Below are 19,446 nucleotides of genomic sequence, written 5' to 3' on the forward strand. Positions count from 1 at the left end.
AAAGTTACTCGATTATTTTATCAACCAACATCTCTTTTGTCAAATACTTTTTAAAATTCTTTGTTAGTTCGTTTTATTTACCAGAAACGAACTTCTATATAATACCAGGTTTGTCGTTTCTTGTCAAATCTTTTTTGAAAAAAGTTTTTCAATTCATTACCTTTTATTGAAACGAACTTCTATATATTATCAAGTTTGTCGTTTTTTGTCAAACCTATTTTCAAACTTTTTGAAGAATTTTAAAGTAGCATCTAATGATGCTACTTTTTCTCTTGTCCTTTCCCCTTAAAAAACAAGGGATAGATACCAAATCCTATAAAACTTATACTGCTATAAATAATAAAAGTTGCATTCCTAATCTCTCCTAGGATTTCTTTGAATACATGTTTAAGACTTAAAATAACAAGAATTCCAATTAAGCATCTTAAGATTTTAATCACTAGTGTTGTATTCTCTTGAAATTGAATATACCTTTTTTCAATTGTTGTTCCGAGCGCAAATCCAATAAATGTTCCTATTGATTTTGAAAAATCTATTGAAGTCATAAAAATCCCAGGAATGAAAACAATTAAAGTCGCTAAATATAAGAACTGTTTATTTTCTGTTCTTTCATAAAGATAATACGTAATCGTTGCGACTATAATTCCAAGCAGTAATCCAACTATTACATCACGCGGATAATGAACACCTAAGTAGAGTCTAGAAATCGCAACTAATAATATAAGAAGTAAACTTCCCCATCTAATCGAGCGCTTCTTCAGGAATATTCCTATCGCAAAATAGGTTGAAGAGGCTCCTTGCGTATGTCCGCTTGGAAATGAATAACCTGTTGCCGTCTGAGTTCTTAGAGAACGAATCCCTTCTTTACCAATCGGACGTTCTGCTTTAAAAATATTCTTAATCCAATTATTTAACAAACAACTTGTAAAATAAGAATAGCCTATGTATTCACCAAACTTTTTATTATAGCCCCAGTAAATACAAAGAATCACCGACAAAATAACGGCACTTTCTCCTAACATCGTGATAAACTGAACCACTTGATCTAAAACTTCATTATGTATACTTTGTATCATGCGTATAATATCTAACTCACTCATTTTCTTTTTCCCCTTCTTCAAATATTTCATTCAACACCCTGCCATCACAATCATAAAAATCTAATCCTAGTATGCTAGCAATAGTTGGAGCAATATCCATGACGCTTATATTTCCCATCTCAAATTGATTTTTTATCCCGACACCTGAAATCATGACAATAGTTTTATAACCTGCCTTAAGCGGTGAGTAGCCATGATTACCTTTTGTAAAATTTGATTTAACATCTTTAGAGGTTAAATCATCTTTAAATTGATAGCCCGCCTTGGCTTCAATTGCAATATCAACATCTGATGAAGCATGAAGACGCTTCAAGTCATTAACTGTATAGATAGTTTCAATACCGTAAGTAGGATCTTGCATGACAGATCGCAGTAACGTCATCACTTCTTTTTTGATAACTGAATCGTGGTCTTTAATATAAACATAAGCTCCTAACCCAAGGGATTGAACATAAGCTTTGTAATCTAGTCCATCTTCTGTTTCAGTGATATATCCCGCTCTTTTTAACACATTATTTAAATAAACATTCTGATGAACATCCATCTGCCCATGATCACTTGTCAAAACAAAGACTGTATCATCATAATATCCCGCTTCCTTTACTGCTTCTACAATTTCCATCACTGATTGCTCATACACATTAAATGCCTTCACCGATTCAATAGATTCAACACCAAAATCATGCCGAAAATGATCAACGGAAATAAGATGTATCACTAACAAATTAGGTTTCTTAGATTTTATCGTATCAACTGCTACAGCGGTTGAAAATTGATCTAACTTAGGTTGGGTACCATCTCCTAAGATTTTTCCATATTTCAAATAGGACTTAACCAAGTACATCGGTGTACCACTTTCTAATAATTTCGTTGCTTGGTTTTCTCCTGCTAAGGCAATAATTTCAGGAATATTATAAGTGATATTTCCTCGTCCTGTGACTGGCCATAAAATACTAGCCGTCACAAATTGATGTTGTGCGAGTTTATCAAACAATGAAGGAACTTTTACTTCATCTTGATACCAGTACCACGTTTGGTTTTTGATTGGGACTCCTACCTGTAGCTGGTGATTATGATAAATTCCGTGTTTATCCGGAGTCGTTCCAGTGACGATTGAAGTATGGATGGGATAAGTTAAGGTTGGATAGACGGTAGTTACTTGATTAGAATAGGCTCCCCTGTTAATTAACTCTAAAAAAACAGGGCGTTGCATTAAGTTATCAAAATCCGCTTCATATACACCATCTAAACTAATCATGATGACATGTTTAGCTATTTCATTTCCTGTATAAGCTGTTTTTTTGAATACTTGTCCCAAATCAAAACACATCCAAACTCCCCCTATTAAAATAATGATTACTCCTATGTATATCATTACTTTCATTATTTTATTCATGTTTTCACTGCCCCCATTAAATTCTCCCCTTTACCTTTTATTACACCTTATTTTTATAAACACTTAAATATAACGAGAGATTATGTTTAGCTCATAAAAAAAAGAGTTGTCATAAAATACAACTCCAACCTATCGATATTCTAACATTCCACCTAATACATTGATGACATCGTATCCTAAAGAATTTAGGTATGCTGTCACTTGCTCCGTACGAGCTCCTGAACGACAAATTAAATAATAGCACTCTGTTTTTGATAAATATTGATGGGGTTCTCTCACTAATTCTTGCATCGGGATATGTCTGGCTTGCGCTAATTTAGGTAACGTTTTAAATTCTAATGCCTCGCGAATATCTATTAAATTGATCTCATTTAATTGAGGTTTTAAATCTTTGATATGAATGTGTTTCATATTTTGCACCTTCCTTATCCTCTCTTATTGTACCATTGATTCTTTTATTTATAAAATGACATGCAATAAATAAAAAAAGAGACTATCAGGAAAGTCTAATAGTCTCTTAAGTTAATGCTTATAGTTTAACGATATGAGAAGCTTGTGGTCCGCGGTTTCCTTGAGTAATTTCAAATTCAACTTTTTGACCTTCTTCTAATGTTTTAAATCCATCACTTTGAATTTCTGAGAAGTGAGCAAACACTTCATCACCGTTATCAACAGTAATAAATCCGTATCCTTTGTCAGCATTAAACCATTTTACAGTTCCTGTTGCCATGTTAAAAAAACCTCCAAAAATAAAATCATTTTAATTAATTAGTTACATCTCATCTAATACATGTCATTTATTAAATATTAAAACTGATGGAACTATCATTAATATTGTTGGTTTTATTTTTAAAATTATTCATATTTTATAAAAAAATTTTAAAAGCTACTTAAAAAAGTAGCTTTTAATGATTATTCTTCTGTTGAAACAGCTGTTTCAGATACGACTGCTCCATATTTTTGTTTTAAGTTATTATCAAAATATTGATAGTAACGTGTTAAGATACGTCCATTATATAATTTACGGTTTTTATCCGCTTCACGTCCAAATGCTTTTTCAAATTTAGAGAACGACGTTAAGATATTGAAATCCCAAGTATCTAATTTACGTTTCATGATTCCTAATTTTTTGTTTAATTTGAAGACTTCATCCTCTTCACCGATACGTTCTCCATATGGAGGATTTGTAATCATATAGGCGTATTTATAATTAGAAGAGAATTTATGGAAGTCTAATTGATGGAATTCAATTGCTTTAGCAACTCCTGCTTTTTCAGCATTTTGACGAGCCGTACGTAAAACTTGTCCATCTATATCATAACCAAACATACGTAATGAGTTATTCTTGATGGCTTTACGAGCACTGTCACGAACTTGTTCAAAAATTTCAGGATCCATTGATGGCCAATCTTCGCAAACAAATTGACGATTTAATCCAGGTGCAATATTATTTCCAATTAAAGCTGCTTCAATTAAAATCGTTCCCGATCCACAGAATGGGTCAACCAGTAAGCGTTCTGGTTTCCAACGTGATAAGTAAACTAAAGCTGCTGCTAATGTTTCTTTTAACGGAGCTTCTCCAGCGAATTCACGATATCCACGTTTGTGTAGTCCCGCTCCTGATGTATCGATTGTTAATGTCACAACGTCTTTAAGTAATGCTACTTCAATTTTATAAACCGGTCCATCTTCTGTAAACCAATCTTGGTTATACGCGCGTTGCATACTTTTAACAACGGCTTTTTTTACGATTGATTGGCAGTCAGGTACACTGTGTAAAGTTGATTTTACCGACTTCCCTACAACATGCATTTTCCCGTTAACTGGAATGTATTGACTCCAGTCAATGGCTTCTGTTTGATTAAATAAATCTTCGAATGTTGTCGCTTCAAATTCTGCTACTTTGATTAAAACACGTTCTGCTGTACGTAACCATGTATTTGTAATGGCGATGTCCATTTCATCTCCTTCAAAATGAACCTTACCATTTTCTAATTTTAAATCTTCGTAACCTAATCGTTTTAATTCGCGAGCTGTTACGGCTTCAATTCCAAATGTGGTTGTTGCAATTAATTGATAATCCATATATATTTCTCCTTATCTTAAAGTAGATCGTTTAGTTAAACGAATACTGAGATGACATTTAATTACAAAATTAGATTTAAACTACTCTTTTATTCTATCCATCTTACTCAAACTCACAACGTCGTTTTTAAGATGGCCCAAAATACCATTTTTAAGTTTATCATTAATCTGAACTGGTGGCAACGATTATCTAACTTTGTCGTTTGAATCGTATCAGTTTAAACCGAAAGTATCCTTTATATCATGAACGATTAAGAAACCGTTTAAACAAAAAAAAGTCATTCAATTATTCACTGAATGACTTTTTTTTTATTTAATTTCAATGGTTCCATTGACTTGTTTCACGTACTTAATGTTTTGCTGATCAAGCAATGATGTCAGTTCCGATGTAATTTGTGTGCCCACTTGATTTTGATCGGTCACAAATTGGCTATAATAATCGCTGACTTCAGATGTCATGCTTTCATTTGCTATGACTAATTCTACCATTTGATTTAAGCTAGCTAATTTATAAGATAATAGGCGATTTAAATTAGAAAAAGATTCATCTGCCCCTTCACTGATACCAGTGGTTTTAATTTCAATATTTTGCTGAATAGTTTGAAGTTCTTGTTTATAGCTATCTGAAAAATCATTTAATTTTAAATGTGAGGTAAGTTGTTGATTCACTTCATTATGCATTGACATTAATTCGTCATACTCGGTTAGATATGTTGTGATTGGACTCACTGAATTCACTCCAAATAATCCAAGAAGTTTTTCTTGTGGAATCACGCCACTTGCATACAAAATAGTAACTAAAACAATGACAAGTGGTAGCCCCACTAATATACCTCGTAAAACATCAGCTCCCATTCCATCATTTGAAAGCGATAAGTTGAGGTGTTGATTTGAGGATTTATGATTTTGACGATTCCCTGCGTACTGACGGCTTAAATCATGATTCGCCTTATATTGTGTCGGGTCTATTCGTGGTTTTTCATATAGCTGTTTTCCTTCCTCTAATTCTTCTTCGAGTTTCCATTCTTGATACCAGTTACGATAATACTTTCTTTTTCTAGTCGACATCTCCCTCATTGCCAAAGTGATTAACTTTAGCAACTTCCCCCTTTCGTATGTGCTATTAGATCTTTTTTTATGTGTTATCTTTATCGTTACGACATAACAATCCTCATTCATGATGTCTCATTATTTTAAAATAATTCTTTATATTGTAGCTTACGTGATTTAGATTCAGCGTATGACTTTAATCAAAAAAAAGAATTCGACGTTTTTATTCATGTCAGAAAAAAAACAAAGAATGTGTCATTTGAATTCATAGGATAAGTCTTATATAATGATAGTTAAATGTCTCAAAATTAGGAGGATACATGGAACAACAATCATTAAGAAAATTTTTGATTTTTAACTTGTTAATCATGACGGTCTTTAACTTTGCTCATCCCGTCACACCTCGCCTTATTAATGAATTAGGGCTACCGTCATATATGTTTGGATTATTTTTTGCCATGATGTCTCTAGGTAGCTATATTTTTTCACCGATTTGGGGAAGTCTTTCCGATTACAAAGGGCGTAAACGCTTCTTGATGCTTGGTGTTTTAGGATATGGAACCGTACAACTTGGATTCGGACTTAGCCAAACAGCAGGTGTCATTTCAATCTTCAGGATTCTTGGGGGAATTTTAAGCGTTAGTTACGTCGCTGTTATAATGGCCTCTATTAGCGATCTTTCAACAAAAGAAAATCGTGCTAAATCACTGGCCTACTTAGCTGCCACAACAGCAATGGGAGCCGCTCTCGGGTCTAATATTGGAGGATGGATCGGAGCGTCAAATTATAAGTACACATTCATCGCCCAATTTATTGCCTGCATCTTATTAACGATTGCACTTGGTCTTTTCACAAAAGAAACCATTGAAACGAAAAAAGAAGGAAAAGCCTCTATTGCGACTAACCACTTAAAACTGAGCCAGAAATCGATTGATTTTAAATCAACACTTGGAAGCTTGATTATAACGGTTGCCTTTATGAACATTACCACAACGTCTTATAATTCAACAATCGGTTACTTTGTTGAATCAGATTTAAAACTTCCAACTCAATTAAATGGACTCGTTTTAAGTATCGCACCCATTTGTGCCATTTTAGTTAACTTCTTAATTAGTCCAAAACTGGCTGCTAAATACGATGAACTAAAAACATTAATGGTGGTCATCGCCTTAACTGCTTTCTCATTGTTTATGTGGGCCTTTAGTTCTAATCTGATAATTGTTGGATTATTCTTAATCATCTTCTTCATCGTCTTACCATTAGCACAACCGATTTATCAGAGTATGATTTCAAAACATGCAAAAGACAATGCTGGCGAAATCATGGGAATCCAGAATTCGGCCAGATCTCTTGGGATGATTGTCGGTTCTTTACTTGCTGGTTTCTTATATGACTATGGAAGTAAATTACCGTTTTTAGTCGGAAGTTTTACTGCATTTATTGCTTTAATCGTTCTGATTAAAGAATATAAAACAAAACAAAAAGACATCAGCAAATCATAGCTGATGTCTTTTTAGTTTAATACTTTTTAGGCTTAAATAATAACAAGGAACTAATGAGGCATAAAACGAACGATGGAATGCCATAAAAGGCACCAATTGCAAAAAATGAAAAAGTATGACCAATTGCTCCAATCACAGCTCCTTTCACTTTTTTTCCTTCTCGATTTAAGTAAGCCATTGTAATGAGGTTAAGAACAAGTAATCCTAGTGCGAAACAAGAGAACACTAATAGCATGAAACCAGAAAACCCTTTTGCTGGTTCCGATAGCCCACCTGTTAATTCAATTTGTGGAATTACGAGTTTTACTAACAAATAGACAACTCCTGCAATTAAGTTTAAAACAGCAGTCACAAGACTAAGGTTAAATCTTTTTTGCGCTTCCATAAACTCATCCCCATTCAGAAGTATTTCACCCTTATCTTAACATGTCACCCTATTTTTATCAACGCTTACAACAAATGGTTTTAGCTGACTTTTTCTAAGGTGATTAAGGCGTGCCGAGCATCAATTTCCTCTTCGGTTAAACCTAAGTTTAAAACCCGATTTAACTTTTCAACACAATACGAATTTGGTTTATAACAATTAGACGTCCAAATCCACATGTCATCCATTCCAAGTAAACGGCAAATAGCAAAAGCAATCGCAGCACCACGAGATACACCCGCTAAGCAATGAATGACGATACTTTCTACTTCTTCTGCATGATCTAAGACAAAATCTTTAATTTGATGACACTGCGCCTCAGACAGTAACGTTTGACTATCCGCTACCTCCGTAATATCATCAAAGGCTAATGATATTTTTTCAACAATTCTTGGGTTATGATAAAAGTTTGGGGGCTCTGTATTTGTTCCAACAATGGATACCAATAAAGCAACGCCCATCCATTGGTCATAGCTCCAATCCTGTGCTTCTTGTTGACTCATAATTTTGATTTCCATTTGATCACATCCTTTTCTTTAGCTCTTATACTATAGTTTATTGTAGATTTTTGAAATTTATCACCTTCTAATCAATGATTTTCTTTTCCTTCCATCTAATGCTCATTTAACGATACATTTATAGAAAATTATTGATATAATTTTATTATAATTCTAATACCGGGGGGAAAAACGATGATACGTGTCGCATTAGATGGAACAGGAGATTTTTTTACGATTCAAGAAGCGGTTGATTCCATCTCAGATAGTAAACCTGAAACGATTTATATTAAAAAGGGAGTCTATGAAGAAAAATTGGTGATTGAAAAGCCCCATTTAACCTTTATTGGGGAAGAGGCAAAAGAAACAATCATTACCTTCTCTGATTATGCCAAAAAGCAATGGAATGAAGATGAAATTTATCAGACCTTTCGAACGTATACGGCTTTAATTGGAGCTAATCATTTATGCTTTTCTAACTTAACCTTTAAAAACGAAGCGGGAAAAGGAAGTGAGGTAGGACAAGCACTCGCATTATATGTAGATGGAGATTGTATTCAATTTCACGACTGCTATTTCCTGGCGCATCAAGATACGCTATTTACGGGACCTCTACCACCAGCACCTATTAAGCCTGGGTCTTTTGTCGGCCCAAGAGAACACGCTAAACGAGAAGTGGGGCGCCAATACTTTAACAACTGCTACATTCAAGGAGATATTGATTTTATCTTTGGAAGCGCAACGGCTTACTTTGAAAAATGTACTCTTTTTTCAAATGCATTAAACGGACACAGTTATATTACAGCTGCCTCTACTCAAAAAGAAGAACCCTACGGCTACGTCTTTGAATCTTGCCAATTATTAAGTAATGCCACACCGCACACAGTTTTCCTTGGTCGACCTTGGAGAGAATATGCACACGTTGCTTTTTTAAATTGCTATATGGGCCATCATATTCATCCTCTAGGATGGGATGATTGGGGAAAATTAAGCTCTCATAACACTGTACAATTTGTTGAATACAACAGTTATGGTCCCGGTGCAACACCACATCAACGCGCTTCATATGCCAAAGTCATTAATCATCCAACTTATTATACTCGCGAACGTGTGTTAAAAGGTTGGAATCCGAAATGTTAAAAGAGAGGTACACTCCTCTCTTTTTCTTATTAACAAATATAAGCCGCTAAAATTTTGCTCACTTCTGTGACATTAACACCCCTTGCAATGGTTTTTTCAATAACGCCATATCCTGATACCCAGATCTTAAAATCAACATCTAAATCCACTGTTCCAGCTGCCTCCAAACTAAAACACGAAATTTTATGATAGGGAATGTTTACATACTCAACCTTACTTCCCGTCACACCCTGGACATCTGATAGGATTAATCGTTTATTTGTCAACACAATATAGTCTCGAAATGATTTAAAAGCAAACTTAATCTCCTCATCTGAAGTTAAAATTCGTTTAAACTTCTCATCCACCTTATCAGGATGAATCTCTACCGAATTACCCGATAACTTTTGCATGAATGACATGCCATCCCCTCCTTAAAAATTATCCACATATATTCCACGAGTTTCTTGTTCAAAATACAACGATCCCACCGTTTGAACACGTCCATCTGGATGATGATAATAAATAAAACGCTCTTCTCCCTCGTAAAAGGCATCGACATTAAAAACAATCCCAAATTTCTGACTTTTAGGCACAATCTCACTGTAAGCCCCTAAGTAATGAATATGATTAACATCAGAATCTAGATAAACATCCTCAGGAATACTAATCGTCGGATAATCGGAATTTAATCGAAAATTATTTAAATTAATCAGAGCTCCCAAATCCGTCGCTTCCGTGACTTCAAGTACGACGACAACCGTCCAAGTCGGTCCATTTTCATAGTATCCCCAATCCCACTCATCAGTTGACTTAAATTTTCCAAGGTTTAACGTGAAGTGATTCGCCAAATAAAATAATTCAGAATTTAAATCGGATGAAATAACATCTGAGATGAGATTTTCAGTTCCTTGAATTGAGGTCTGTTTTGTAAAGTACATTTGCTCAAACACTACTATTCCAAGCATGATTAAAACTGCTACTCCTACTATCATGCCAATTTTAATTTCTTTAACCAAATGATTCGAAGCACCAGAGAGACTCGGATAGATACGATCCATTTCTTCCGCTCTTTCATCTAATTCGTCTAATCGGCATTCCATAATACAGTCATAAGCTTCCTCCCATTCCTGTAGCTTCTGCCTGTAATACATATTACACTTAGCCTCTTTTTTATATTTCAAAACGAGCTCATCATAAATCGCTTCAATTTCTTCAAGCGACATCGAAGCATTCACTCCTAATACTTGATAGGCACGATTTAAATCATCCATTTCTTTCCCCCTACTCCCTTTCCATCCATTCACTCACAGTATTTCATTTCATTTTATGAATAAAAATCAAAATAAATGTCATTTCATCAGTAAAAGCCAAAAAACGGGTAGAGTTAGCCCCTACTCGTTTTTTATCACCCACGTCATAACTTTCATACTTTATAATCGATCTATCCCTGCTCCTAATTTCTAGTTCCTATCCTCTTCATATGTAAAGTATTTTTAATTTTATTTTCTGTTTTTTTCAATTTTCCAAACCTTCAATTTGCTTAAAAATTAGAATGACTTAATTCATTCAAAATTCATCTTCAACTCTTATATGTAACCTCTTACCTAAAGGATGGAATGTGGTATAATATGGATGTTGAGGGGGAATAACAATGATAATCGGAAAACTAAAAGACTTACCACGTTACAAAGGATTAAACCAAAACTTAGATACAGCTATTGATTTTATTTCAAATCATGATTTATCGACTTTACCACTAGGCAAAACTGAAATTGATGGAAATGATGTCTTTATTAATCGATTTGATTACTATGGAGAAGAACTTTCTAATTGCTTACTTGAGGGGCATCAAAATTATTTAGATATCCATCTCGTGTTATCAGGATGCGAATACTTAGGATATGCAGATGTTAGTGATTTAAATATCAAAACAACTTATGACGAGAAAACTGATTTCATTGAATTTGAGGGAACTCCGTTGATTAACTGTCCATGTTATCCTGAAACATTCGTCATCGTGTTTCCAGAAGATATTCACATGCCAAAATTAAAAATCAATCACGAACTCGTTCAAAAAGCAGTTTGTAAAGTTAAATTATCATAAACAAAAAGAGGCCCTTGGCCTCTTTTTCCTATTCTGAAATTACTTCTGGTTCAGGATAATCAATCCCAAACGTATTCACCGTCATAGACTCAATGATGACTTCTTTATCAACGGGTCTTCCATCAGGCGCAACCGTTAATGATTCTAAAGCATGCGCTACATCCATTCCACTAATCACTTTTCCAAAAGCTGCATAAGAACCATCTAAATGAGGAAATTCACCCAGCATAATAAAGAATTGACTTCCGGCACTGTCCATATCATTTGAACGTGCCATCGATAATACACCTTCTGTATGTTTTAAATCATTTCCAATCCCATTCGCTGCAAATTCTCCAACAATTTGATAACCAGGTCCACCACTTCCAATTCCTGTCGGATCCCCACCTTGTAAAACAAATCCTTTATCCACTCGATGAATCGTTAATCCATCATAAAACCCTTTTTCGATTAATGAAATAAAATTATACACGGTATTCGGTGCGATCTGCGGATACAATTGGGCTTCAATGGTCCCATAATCTTTAATAACCATCGTCACAATCGGTAATTGTTCAGGTGTTTCAACTTCTGGATAAATAATTTCATCTGGTAATTCAACTTTACTGCATCCCATTACGATTAAAGTCATGGCACACATGATGATTCCGGCTAAATATTTTATTTTTTTCATTTTTTAAATCCCCCTTAAATTCCTTTTCGATAAGCTGGCTGAATAAATTTATAGCGATCGGCTCGGTAATATGATTCCACGTATTCAAAAATTTGACCACTTTTTAAGTAAGACTGTAAACAAATGAGTAAACAAGGTGCTCCCGCTTCTACTTCTAAATAAGTACTAATCGGGGCTTCTAGTGAAATAGCTTCAATTTCTTGAATCGAATAATCAATTAAAAGTCCTAACTCTTTTTCAATGTAATCATATAATGAAATAGCGCCGATATCATCAGGTAATGACTTAATAATTTGAACCGGTAAATAAACAATTTCTACTGCCATTGGTTCTTCATCAGCCATGCGAACACGTTTTAATTCAATCACTTCTTGACCTTCTTTAATTTGAAGTTTACTTGCAACGATTTCATTGGCGAGCCTCACGGTCTGACTAATTAATCGACTACTCGGTTTGAATCCTTTTTGAATCATATCTTCGCTAAAACTTGTCAGTCCATGAATGCTTTTTTCATACTTTTGATGATTAACAAACGTTCCTTTCCCTTTTACGCGATACAAAACACCTTCGTACACTAATTCATTAATCGCTTGACGTGCTGTCATCCGACTCACATCATAAAGTTTCGCTAATTCCGGTTCTGAAGGAATCGTTTGATGCTCTTTATAATGTCCCACTTGTATTTGCTCTTTTAATTCTCGTGCAATTTCACGATATCTTGGTAACGACACGCCTCATCCATCCTTTATATTATATTAATTTGATTTTACCAAAAGAAAAACCAGGTGTCTATGTAATCTGACACCTGGTTCTTTTTGTTTTATTGTTTCTAATCTTGATGCAAAGCATCAACAAATCGTTTTGTGATTTCTAAAGGCCTTGTAATAGCCCCTCCCACAACAACGGAAAAAGCCCCAATTTCAAGCATTTTAGCCGCTTGTTCTGGATAATGAATTTTACCTTCTGCAATAACAGGCACCTTAATTGTTTGAGCTAACTTTTCTACTAACTCATAATCAGGTCCCCCACTTGGCATTGAATAACTGGTATACCCACTTAAAGTCGTTCCAACAAAGTCAACCCCACTTTCATAGGCATAAACGCCTTCTTCATATGTTGAAATATCAGCCATTAATAACAACTCTGGATATTTGTCCTTAATAGCCTGAATAAATTCTTTAACACTGCGTCCATCTACTCGATCTCTTAACGTACAATCAAGCGCCACAATATCTGCACCAGCCCCAACTAATTGATCCACTTCATCCATTGTCACTGTAATATATTGCTCAAACCCTTCGTATTGTTTTTTAATAATCCCGATAATCGGTAAATTTGTTTCTTCTTTAATCAAGGCAACATCACGAACACTATTCGTTCGAATCGCACAAGCTCCCCCACGTTTTGCAGCTCGTGCCATCAAAGGCATGACACTATAATCCTCTTGATATAATGGTTCACCCTCTAAAGCCTGGCAGGACACAATTAAATTCCCTTTTAATTTTTCAAGTATAAAATCTTTTGTCACGTTTCCCCTCTCCTTTTATAACCGACATCAACCCTTAAATAACTTCTTCGACATCTTGACTCATTTTATCTGCAACAAGGTGACAAGCCACAAAATGTTCTTCTCCGTCAATCAAGTAACGTTTTAATTCTGGTATGACTGTTTTACATTTTTCCATACAATCTTTACAACGTCCATGAAAATGACAACCACTCGGCGGATTAACTGGACTTGGAACATCGCCCTCAAGAACAATACGTTCAGTCTTTTTATCTAAATCAGCTACCGGAATAGCCGATAAAAGAGCTTGTGTATATGGGTGAAGCGTATGCGAGAAAATCTGATCTGTTTTAGCAAGTTCAACAATTTTTCCAAGATACATCACCGCAATTCGATCACTAATATATTCAACAACACTTAAATCGTGTGTAATAAAAATATATGTTAAATTTCGTTCTTTTTTGAGTTGTTTTAATAAGTTTAACACTTGAGCTTGAATAGAAACGTCTAAAGCACTAACGGATTCATCACAAACGATTAACTCAGGATTAATACTTAATGCTCTCGCAATCCCAATTCGTTGTCGTTGACCACCCGAAAATTCATTAGGATAACGATCCATATAATCGCGTCGCATATTAACTGCCTCTAATAAATCACCAATAATTTGTCGTCTCTCTTTTTTGGATTTAACGCCAAATTTTTTCAAAGGATCTGATAAAGATTGATAAATAGTAAACGCAGGATTCAACGAAGAATGAGGATCTTGAAACACAATCTGCATCTTTTGTCGGGCCAAATCCATTTCCTCTGCTGTCAGTTTTCTTAAATCTTTTTGACCTTCTTCTTGAAATTGATACAGCATTTCTCCAGCAGTTGGTCTAACTAATTGTAAGATTGATTTTCCAAGCGTTGTTTTCCCACATCCTGACTCTCCCACTAATCCAATCGTTTCGCCACGATAAATGGTTAAGTCAATTCCATTAACAGCTTGAACATACTGTTCCTTTTTCTTAAACAATCCCGATTTAATTGGAAAATAAGTCTTAACCCCTTTTAATTCTAATAAAACTTCCTGATTATTTTCCACTATTCATCACCTCTTTATATTTAAAACAGCGAACCATATGCGTGCCATCAACCATGGTTTCCCCTGGCATTTGATTACATTTTTCACACGAAAACTCACAACGTGGTGCAAATTGACATCCAGTCGGACGATCAAATGGATCAGGTGTTGAACCTTTGATTGGTTGAAGATCTTGATGACTTCCTTTTCCTAGAATCGGAATAGATTTCAGTAAAGCTTTTGTATATGGGTGCGCAGGGGTTCTTAGTATTTCGTCAACACTTCCACACTCAATAATATTTCCCATATACATCACTGCAACATCATCTGCTAGCTCACTCACCACTCCCATATCATGAGTAATCAATAAAATAGCCGTTTCATGATCTTTCTTTAATTGATTCATTAACTCAAAAATTTGTGCCTGAATCGTTACATCAAGTGCAGTCGTCGGTTCATCCGCAATTAAAACTTTAGGATTGCAACTCATCGCCATCGCAATCATTGCACGTTGACGCATTCCACCTGAAAACTGATGTGGATACTCATCAATTCGCTTTTCTGGAAATGGGATTCCCATCTTTTTTAATAATTGTAATGTTCGTTCTCGAGCCTCTTTTTTACTTATTTTTTCATGCGCTAAAATGTTTTCCATGATTTGAAATCCAACTGTATACACCGGATTTAAAGCCGTCATCGGATCTTGAAAAATCATTGAGATCTCCTGCCCACGTAAGGCTCGCATTTCTTTTCCATTGCGCTTTAATTGATCAATTCGAATATCTCCTTGATGCGAATGATAAATAATTTCTCCCGCTTCAATGCGAGCTAACTTCGGTAACAATTGCATAATAGAAGATGAGGTTACACTTTTTCCACATCCTGATTCTCCAACAATACATAATGTTTTTCCTTTTTTTATTTCAAACGAAACGCCATTAATGACTTTATTACAACGTTGATTCGTATAAAAATACGTATTTAAATTATTAACGGTCACTACTGCTTCATTTTGCACACTCTCACACCCCTATCCTTGTTGTGTTGGGTCGGTACTATCTCTTAGTCCATCTCCAATAAAGTTAATACTCATCACAAATAATGAAATAACAACCCCAACGGGTAACCACAACCACCAGCTATTTTGTAACGTAAACATATCCTGTGCGGCATTTAAAATATTTCCCCAAGTCGCGATTTGTAATGGAACTCCCAGTCCTAGAAAACTCAAAGATGCTTCTTCTAAAATAAACATCGCTGTACTTAAAGTAATATTAACTAAAATAGGACCAATCGCATTCGGTAACATGTGTTTATAACAAATCACAAATGAATTTAATCCAAAGGCTCTTAATGATTGAACATATTCCTCCTCTCGAATGGATAATATTTGAGCGCGTGTTAAACGATAAACACTCCCCCATCCAGTTAAAATAAAAATAATGATTAAATTCATTAAACTTTGTCCAAGAATAGTCACCAATAATAAGACAAGTACTAATTGGGGAAATGACATAAAGACTTCAGAAATACGTAGGATTAAAGCATCAAACCAACCACCACGATATCCTCCATAACAACCCAGTAATACTCCAATACTTGCACATCCTAATGCACTTCCAAGTCCAATTAAGATTGAAATTCTCCCTCCATATAAGACCCTGGCAAAGACATCACGCCCGACCTTATCTGTCCCAAACCAATGAGTGGCTGATGGAGCTTTTAAAACACTACTCATATCAATGGCTAGTGGATCATACAGCGTTAAAAGTGGCGCAAAAATCGCCGATAACAAAATAACTCCAAAAATAATAACGCCAATAACGGCTAACCGATTATTTAATAACTTTCTTAAAGAACGATTCATCTTTTTGTGACCGGGTTGCCCTTTTTCCTCTGCTTCTCTTAATTTATCAAGTCTTCGATCAAATCGACTTCTCTTCATTACACTCGCACTCATAAGAACCTCCTATTTTAATTTAACTCGTGGATCAAGTAAGGCTGTCACCACATCAACTAAGAAACTAGCAGTTAAAACAGCTAAGACAGAAAATAAAGCAATCATCATAACTAATGGATAATTTTGCGCACGCACAGCGGTTGCAAAGGCATTTCCAACACCCGGCCATCTAAAAATCGTTTCAATCACAACGGCTCCCCCGATGAGTGTTGGTAACCTAAATCCAATTAAAACAACAACCGGTGTCAATGCCACCCTAAATCCATGAACTAAATTAACCCGCCACTCAGGTAACCCTTTGCTACGTGCTGTTCTAATGTACTCTTTGTTCATCGTATCTAACATACTTGAGCGTGCATAACGCATAACCCCTGCTGTTAGGGCAATTCCAAGAACTAACGCAGGTAAAATTAAATATTCGATTCGATCAAAAAAGGCTGTTTGTCCAGGCATCGAACGTCCGCCAACGGGTAACCATTCTAAATTTAATGAGAACATTAAAATACATAACATTCCGAAGAAAAATTGTGGAATCGAAACTCCAATCATACCAGCTACTGTTAATAACCCTTCTGTAAAAGTCCCACGACGAATCGCACTGAATAATCCAAGGATACTTCCAAGAACAGTTGAAATAAATAAAGCGGCTGCTGATAACTCAAGCGTTGCTGGAATTAACTCTTTTAAGATTTGGCTAATCGGAACACCACTTGAAACACTATATCCAAAATTGCCTTGTAACAGTTCAACGACCCAACGGAAATAACGAACTAAGAATGGATCATTTAAACCATATAACTGGCGTAACTCTTCAAGCTTTGCTGGATCGGCATTGGCTAATAATTCTGGACTAATTAAATGTGATACGGCGTCACCTGGCGTTAATTCTAATCCTAAATAAATTAAAAACGTAATAATGAACACCATCGGAATCATTCCGAGTAATCTTTTAACAATAAAATTAAACATGTGGCCCTCCCCCATATTTTAAAATAAGGAGTGGATTTAAGTTCCACTCCTTAAATCATGACACTAAGAATTAAATTATTCCGCTAATTCCCAGTTTTGAATTTCCCAGTTGTAGTTATACTGTGGGTTCCCGATTGCATCAGCCCCTTTAACAATTTTTTGACTTTGCACTAAGAAAACTGGCTGGTAATATAATGCCATTGTAAATAATGTTTCATTTTCGTATTTTTGTAATTCATAGAATGCATCTTGTTGAACTTTAGCATCCATTGATGAGTTTGTTGCATCAATTAAAGTATTTAACGTCTCATCTGATGGAGTATGTGAGTTAGAAGCTGAGCCTGTACGGTAGCGGTCATAATATTCATGCATTGATAAAGCAGCATTTGCTCCATATGCCATATCCCAATCAACAGCTGATGGTCCGTTGACTTGATCTTCTGGTGCTGACCATAAAATCGTTGCTAAATCTCCCTCAACTAATCTAAAATTCATCTGTATACCGATTTGGCTTAAGTAAGCTTGAATAGTTGTCATTAAATCAACAGTTAATTGGTCTGTGTAGTAGTAAACAACATCTAACACATAATTTGGATCCCAATTTGCCTCAGCTAATAATTCTTTTGCTTTTTCTGGATTATATTCATAATCATTTAAACCAGAAACTTTGCTTGATCCATTTGGCGTTAAGCTATTAGCAGGAACAGCTGAACCATTGAATAAGTTATCACAAATTGCTTGCATATCGATTCCATAACGAATCGCCTGACGAATGCGTGCATCAGCTAATGGTGAAACAGATCCATCTTTTTTATTAAATTTATTTACATACAATAAACGAGTATAACGAACATCCACTTGATTAATAGTTAATCCCTCAACCCCTTGTAAAGCTTTCACATCATCAACATTTTTCGTATACCCATAGTCAAGTAATCCAGCTTTTGCGTTATTAACAAAGTTTGAATCACTTTCACCACTTGGTGTTAAATGAATTTTAAAATTTGCCACACCATCATAGTATTGATCAAATGGAACTAATACGGTATAGTCGTTCATTTTTACTTCTTCAATTTTATATGGACCTGACCCAATTGGGTTTTGGAAGAATTTTGCTTGTTGAATTTGAAGCGGGTCAACATCTGTGAAATACTTTTGTGGTAATGGAGCAAATTGTGTAAAAGTTAACAACGCATCTGGTGCTACTTTTTCAAACGTAATCATCACATTATTTCCATCAATCACGATTCCTTCAAGTTCTTCTGTATCTCCTGCTAAATAAGCATCAGCTCCTAAAATAGCATGGAAAGTTGACGTGAAGACTGGATTTAACACAGCGGTTCTCATTGAGTATTCGATGCTCCATTTAATATCTTCAGGTGTAATCTTTTCTCCATCATGCCAATAGATATTATCTCTTAAAACAAAAGTTAATTGTGTTCCATCTTCACTTAAGGAATAGTCTGAAGCAAGTCCTCCCTCTACTGGATTTAAGTTTTCATCTGCTTCAATTAAGTGCTCATATAATACTTTGTTATACATAAATAATCCTGGGTTTAACCATGGTGTTTCAAAAAACTCAACAGCCCCCCCATTTGAATACAGAACTTTTTCTTCATTAGATGTTGCTGGTTGCTCTGCAACTGTTCCTCCATTTGAACTATCGTTAGTTTCATTTTTTGCCTCATTTCCTCCATTACCACAAGCCACTAAAGATACACACGCTAGTGTTGCAATCATCCCAGTAAATAACTTCTTCATCCACTTTTCCTCCATCTCAATTTGATGTGAAAAAAATATTCATCATCTAAATTTTTTTTGAATATTTATTTCATTTACAAACTCATCATATCATCGCCCACACCCCGTGTAAACGTTTTTAAAAAATGAGAAAAAATAGTCCTAATGAGAAACAAATTTGTCCATATCATCACTTTTTTAGGGTTCAATATAAAAAAACAGATGGTTTGTATGACCATCTGTTTTTT

General features: G+C 35.1%; 21 protein-coding genes. 3 read left to right on the forward strand and 18 right to left on the reverse strand.

Annotated features, from left to right (window positions below; translation table 11 throughout):
- Positions 1 to 260: 260 nt before the first annotated feature.
- The 6 genes from HMPREF9402_RS01550 to HMPREF9402_RS01575 form a co-directional block, all read right to left on the reverse strand.
- Entirely contained in the window at positions 261 to 1,100 is an 840-nt protein-coding gene (locus HMPREF9402_RS01550) for a phosphatase PAP2 family protein (protein WP_009606266.1), read from the reverse strand.
- Entirely contained in the window at positions 1,093 to 2,430 is a 1,338-nt protein-coding gene (locus HMPREF9402_RS01555) for an alkaline phosphatase family protein (protein WP_009606267.1), read from the reverse strand. Before HMPREF9402_RS01555 ends, HMPREF9402_RS01550 begins: the two co-directional genes overlap by 8 nt.
- A gap of 195 nt (positions 2,431 to 2,625) precedes the next feature.
- A complete protein-coding gene (locus HMPREF9402_RS01560; protein ID WP_006785770.1) occupies positions 2,626 to 2,907 on the reverse strand; it encodes a rhodanese-like domain-containing protein in 282 nt (93 codons plus the stop codon).
- Between the two features lie 118 nt (positions 2,908 to 3,025).
- Positions 3,026 to 3,226 carry a cold-shock protein gene (locus HMPREF9402_RS01565; RefSeq protein WP_006785771.1) on the reverse strand — a complete coding sequence of 67 codons (201 nt, stop codon included), beginning with the start codon at positions 3,224 to 3,226 and terminating at the stop codon, positions 3,026 to 3,028.
- Between the two features lie 182 nt (positions 3,227 to 3,408).
- Positions 3,409 to 4,581: a THUMP domain-containing class I SAM-dependent RNA methyltransferase gene (locus HMPREF9402_RS01570; RefSeq protein WP_006785772.1), complete on the reverse strand. Its 1,173-nt coding sequence runs from the start codon at positions 4,579 to 4,581 to the stop codon at positions 3,409 to 3,411.
- A gap of 309 nt (positions 4,582 to 4,890) precedes the next feature.
- Positions 4,891 to 5,682: a hypothetical protein gene (locus HMPREF9402_RS01575; RefSeq protein WP_229040175.1), complete on the reverse strand. Its 792-nt coding sequence runs from the start codon at positions 5,680 to 5,682 to the stop codon at positions 4,891 to 4,893.
- A gap of 269 nt (positions 5,683 to 5,951) precedes the next feature.
- Between HMPREF9402_RS01575 and HMPREF9402_RS01580 the strand changes: the two genes are divergently transcribed.
- Entirely contained in the window at positions 5,952 to 7,133 is a 1,182-nt protein-coding gene (locus HMPREF9402_RS01580; RefSeq protein WP_006785774.1) for an MFS transporter, read from the forward strand.
- Positions 7,134 to 7,149: 16 nt separating this feature from the next.
- Here HMPREF9402_RS01580 and HMPREF9402_RS01585 read toward each other — a convergent pair whose 3' ends face one another.
- Positions 7,150 to 7,518, reverse strand: coding sequence for a hypothetical protein (locus HMPREF9402_RS01585; RefSeq protein WP_006785775.1), 369 nt, complete (start codon positions 7,516 to 7,518; stop codon positions 7,150 to 7,152).
- A gap of 80 nt (positions 7,519 to 7,598) precedes the next feature.
- Complete coding sequence (locus HMPREF9402_RS01590) at positions 7,599 to 8,075, reverse strand: dual specificity protein phosphatase family protein (protein ID WP_006785776.1); 477 nt, start codon at positions 8,073 to 8,075, stop codon at positions 7,599 to 7,601.
- A gap of 174 nt (positions 8,076 to 8,249) precedes the next feature.
- Here HMPREF9402_RS01590 and HMPREF9402_RS01595 point away from each other — a divergent pair, with 174 nt between their 5' ends.
- Positions 8,250 to 9,194 carry a pectinesterase family protein gene (locus HMPREF9402_RS01595; RefSeq protein WP_006785777.1) on the forward strand — a complete coding sequence of 315 codons (945 nt, stop codon included), beginning with the start codon at positions 8,250 to 8,252 and terminating at the stop codon, positions 9,192 to 9,194.
- A gap of 29 nt (positions 9,195 to 9,223) precedes the next feature.
- Here HMPREF9402_RS01595 and HMPREF9402_RS01600 read toward each other — a convergent pair whose 3' ends face one another.
- Together HMPREF9402_RS01600 and HMPREF9402_RS01605 are read right to left on the reverse strand one after the other, a co-directional pair.
- The gene (locus tag HMPREF9402_RS01600; RefSeq protein WP_009606269.1) at positions 9,224 to 9,595 is read right to left on the reverse strand and encodes a PH domain-containing protein; all 372 of its coding nucleotides are present in this window, start codon (positions 9,593 to 9,595) and stop codon (positions 9,224 to 9,226) included.
- A gap of 12 nt (positions 9,596 to 9,607) precedes the next feature.
- On the reverse strand, positions 9,608 to 10,447 hold the full coding sequence (locus HMPREF9402_RS01605) for a hypothetical protein (protein ID WP_009606270.1): 840 nt from the start codon (positions 10,445 to 10,447) through the stop codon (positions 9,608 to 9,610).
- A 380-nt stretch (positions 10,448 to 10,827) separates the two neighbouring features.
- Between HMPREF9402_RS01605 and HMPREF9402_RS01610 the strand changes: the two genes are divergently transcribed.
- Positions 10,828 to 11,280, forward strand: a complete 453-nt coding sequence (locus HMPREF9402_RS01610; RefSeq protein WP_006785780.1) for a YhcH/YjgK/YiaL family protein — start codon at positions 10,828 to 10,830, stop codon at positions 11,278 to 11,280.
- 28 nt (positions 11,281 to 11,308) lie between these two features.
- Here HMPREF9402_RS01610 and HMPREF9402_RS01615 read toward each other — a convergent pair whose 3' ends face one another.
- The 8 genes from HMPREF9402_RS01615 to HMPREF9402_RS01650 form a co-directional block, all read right to left on the reverse strand.
- The gene (locus HMPREF9402_RS01615; protein WP_006785781.1) at positions 11,309 to 11,953 is read right to left on the reverse strand and encodes a peptidylprolyl isomerase; all 645 of its coding nucleotides are present in this window, start codon (positions 11,951 to 11,953) and stop codon (positions 11,309 to 11,311) included.
- A gap of 14 nt (positions 11,954 to 11,967) precedes the next feature.
- Positions 11,968 to 12,684 (reverse strand): GntR family transcriptional regulator, encoded by a 717-nt coding sequence (locus HMPREF9402_RS01620; RefSeq protein ID WP_006785782.1) that lies wholly within the window; start codon positions 12,682 to 12,684, stop codon positions 11,968 to 11,970.
- A gap of 98 nt (positions 12,685 to 12,782) precedes the next feature.
- Positions 12,783 to 13,481 (reverse strand): N-acetylmannosamine-6-phosphate 2-epimerase, encoded by a 699-nt coding sequence (locus HMPREF9402_RS01625; protein WP_006785783.1) that lies wholly within the window; start codon positions 13,479 to 13,481, stop codon positions 12,783 to 12,785.
- Positions 13,482 to 13,515: 34 nt separating this feature from the next.
- Positions 13,516 to 14,550 (reverse strand): ABC transporter ATP-binding protein, encoded by a 1,035-nt coding sequence (locus tag HMPREF9402_RS01630; protein WP_009606272.1) that lies wholly within the window; start codon positions 14,548 to 14,550, stop codon positions 13,516 to 13,518.
- Positions 14,540 to 15,547 (reverse strand): ABC transporter ATP-binding protein, encoded by a 1,008-nt coding sequence (locus HMPREF9402_RS01635; RefSeq protein ID WP_009606273.1) that lies wholly within the window; start codon positions 15,545 to 15,547, stop codon positions 14,540 to 14,542. The genes HMPREF9402_RS01630 and HMPREF9402_RS01635 overlap by 11 nt, the downstream gene beginning before the upstream one ends.
- A 12-nt stretch (positions 15,548 to 15,559) precedes the next feature.
- Positions 15,560 to 16,489 carry an ABC transporter permease gene (locus HMPREF9402_RS01640; protein ID WP_009606268.1) on the reverse strand — a complete coding sequence of 310 codons (930 nt, stop codon included), beginning with the start codon at positions 16,487 to 16,489 and terminating at the stop codon, positions 15,560 to 15,562.
- A 9-nt stretch (positions 16,490 to 16,498) separates the two neighbouring features.
- Entirely contained in the window at positions 16,499 to 17,458 is a 960-nt protein-coding gene (locus tag HMPREF9402_RS01645) for an ABC transporter permease (RefSeq protein ID WP_006785787.1), read from the reverse strand.
- Between the two features lie 75 nt (positions 17,459 to 17,533).
- Complete coding sequence (locus tag HMPREF9402_RS01650; RefSeq protein ID WP_006785788.1) at positions 17,534 to 19,219, reverse strand: ABC transporter substrate-binding protein; 1,686 nt, start codon at positions 19,217 to 19,219, stop codon at positions 17,534 to 17,536.
- Positions 19,220 to 19,446 lie beyond the last annotated feature (227 nt).

The organism is Turicibacter sp. HGF1 (genome assembly GCF_000191865.1).
Classification (GTDB): Bacteria; Bacillota_I; Bacilli_A; order MOL361; family Turicibacteraceae; genus Turicibacter; species Turicibacter sanguinis.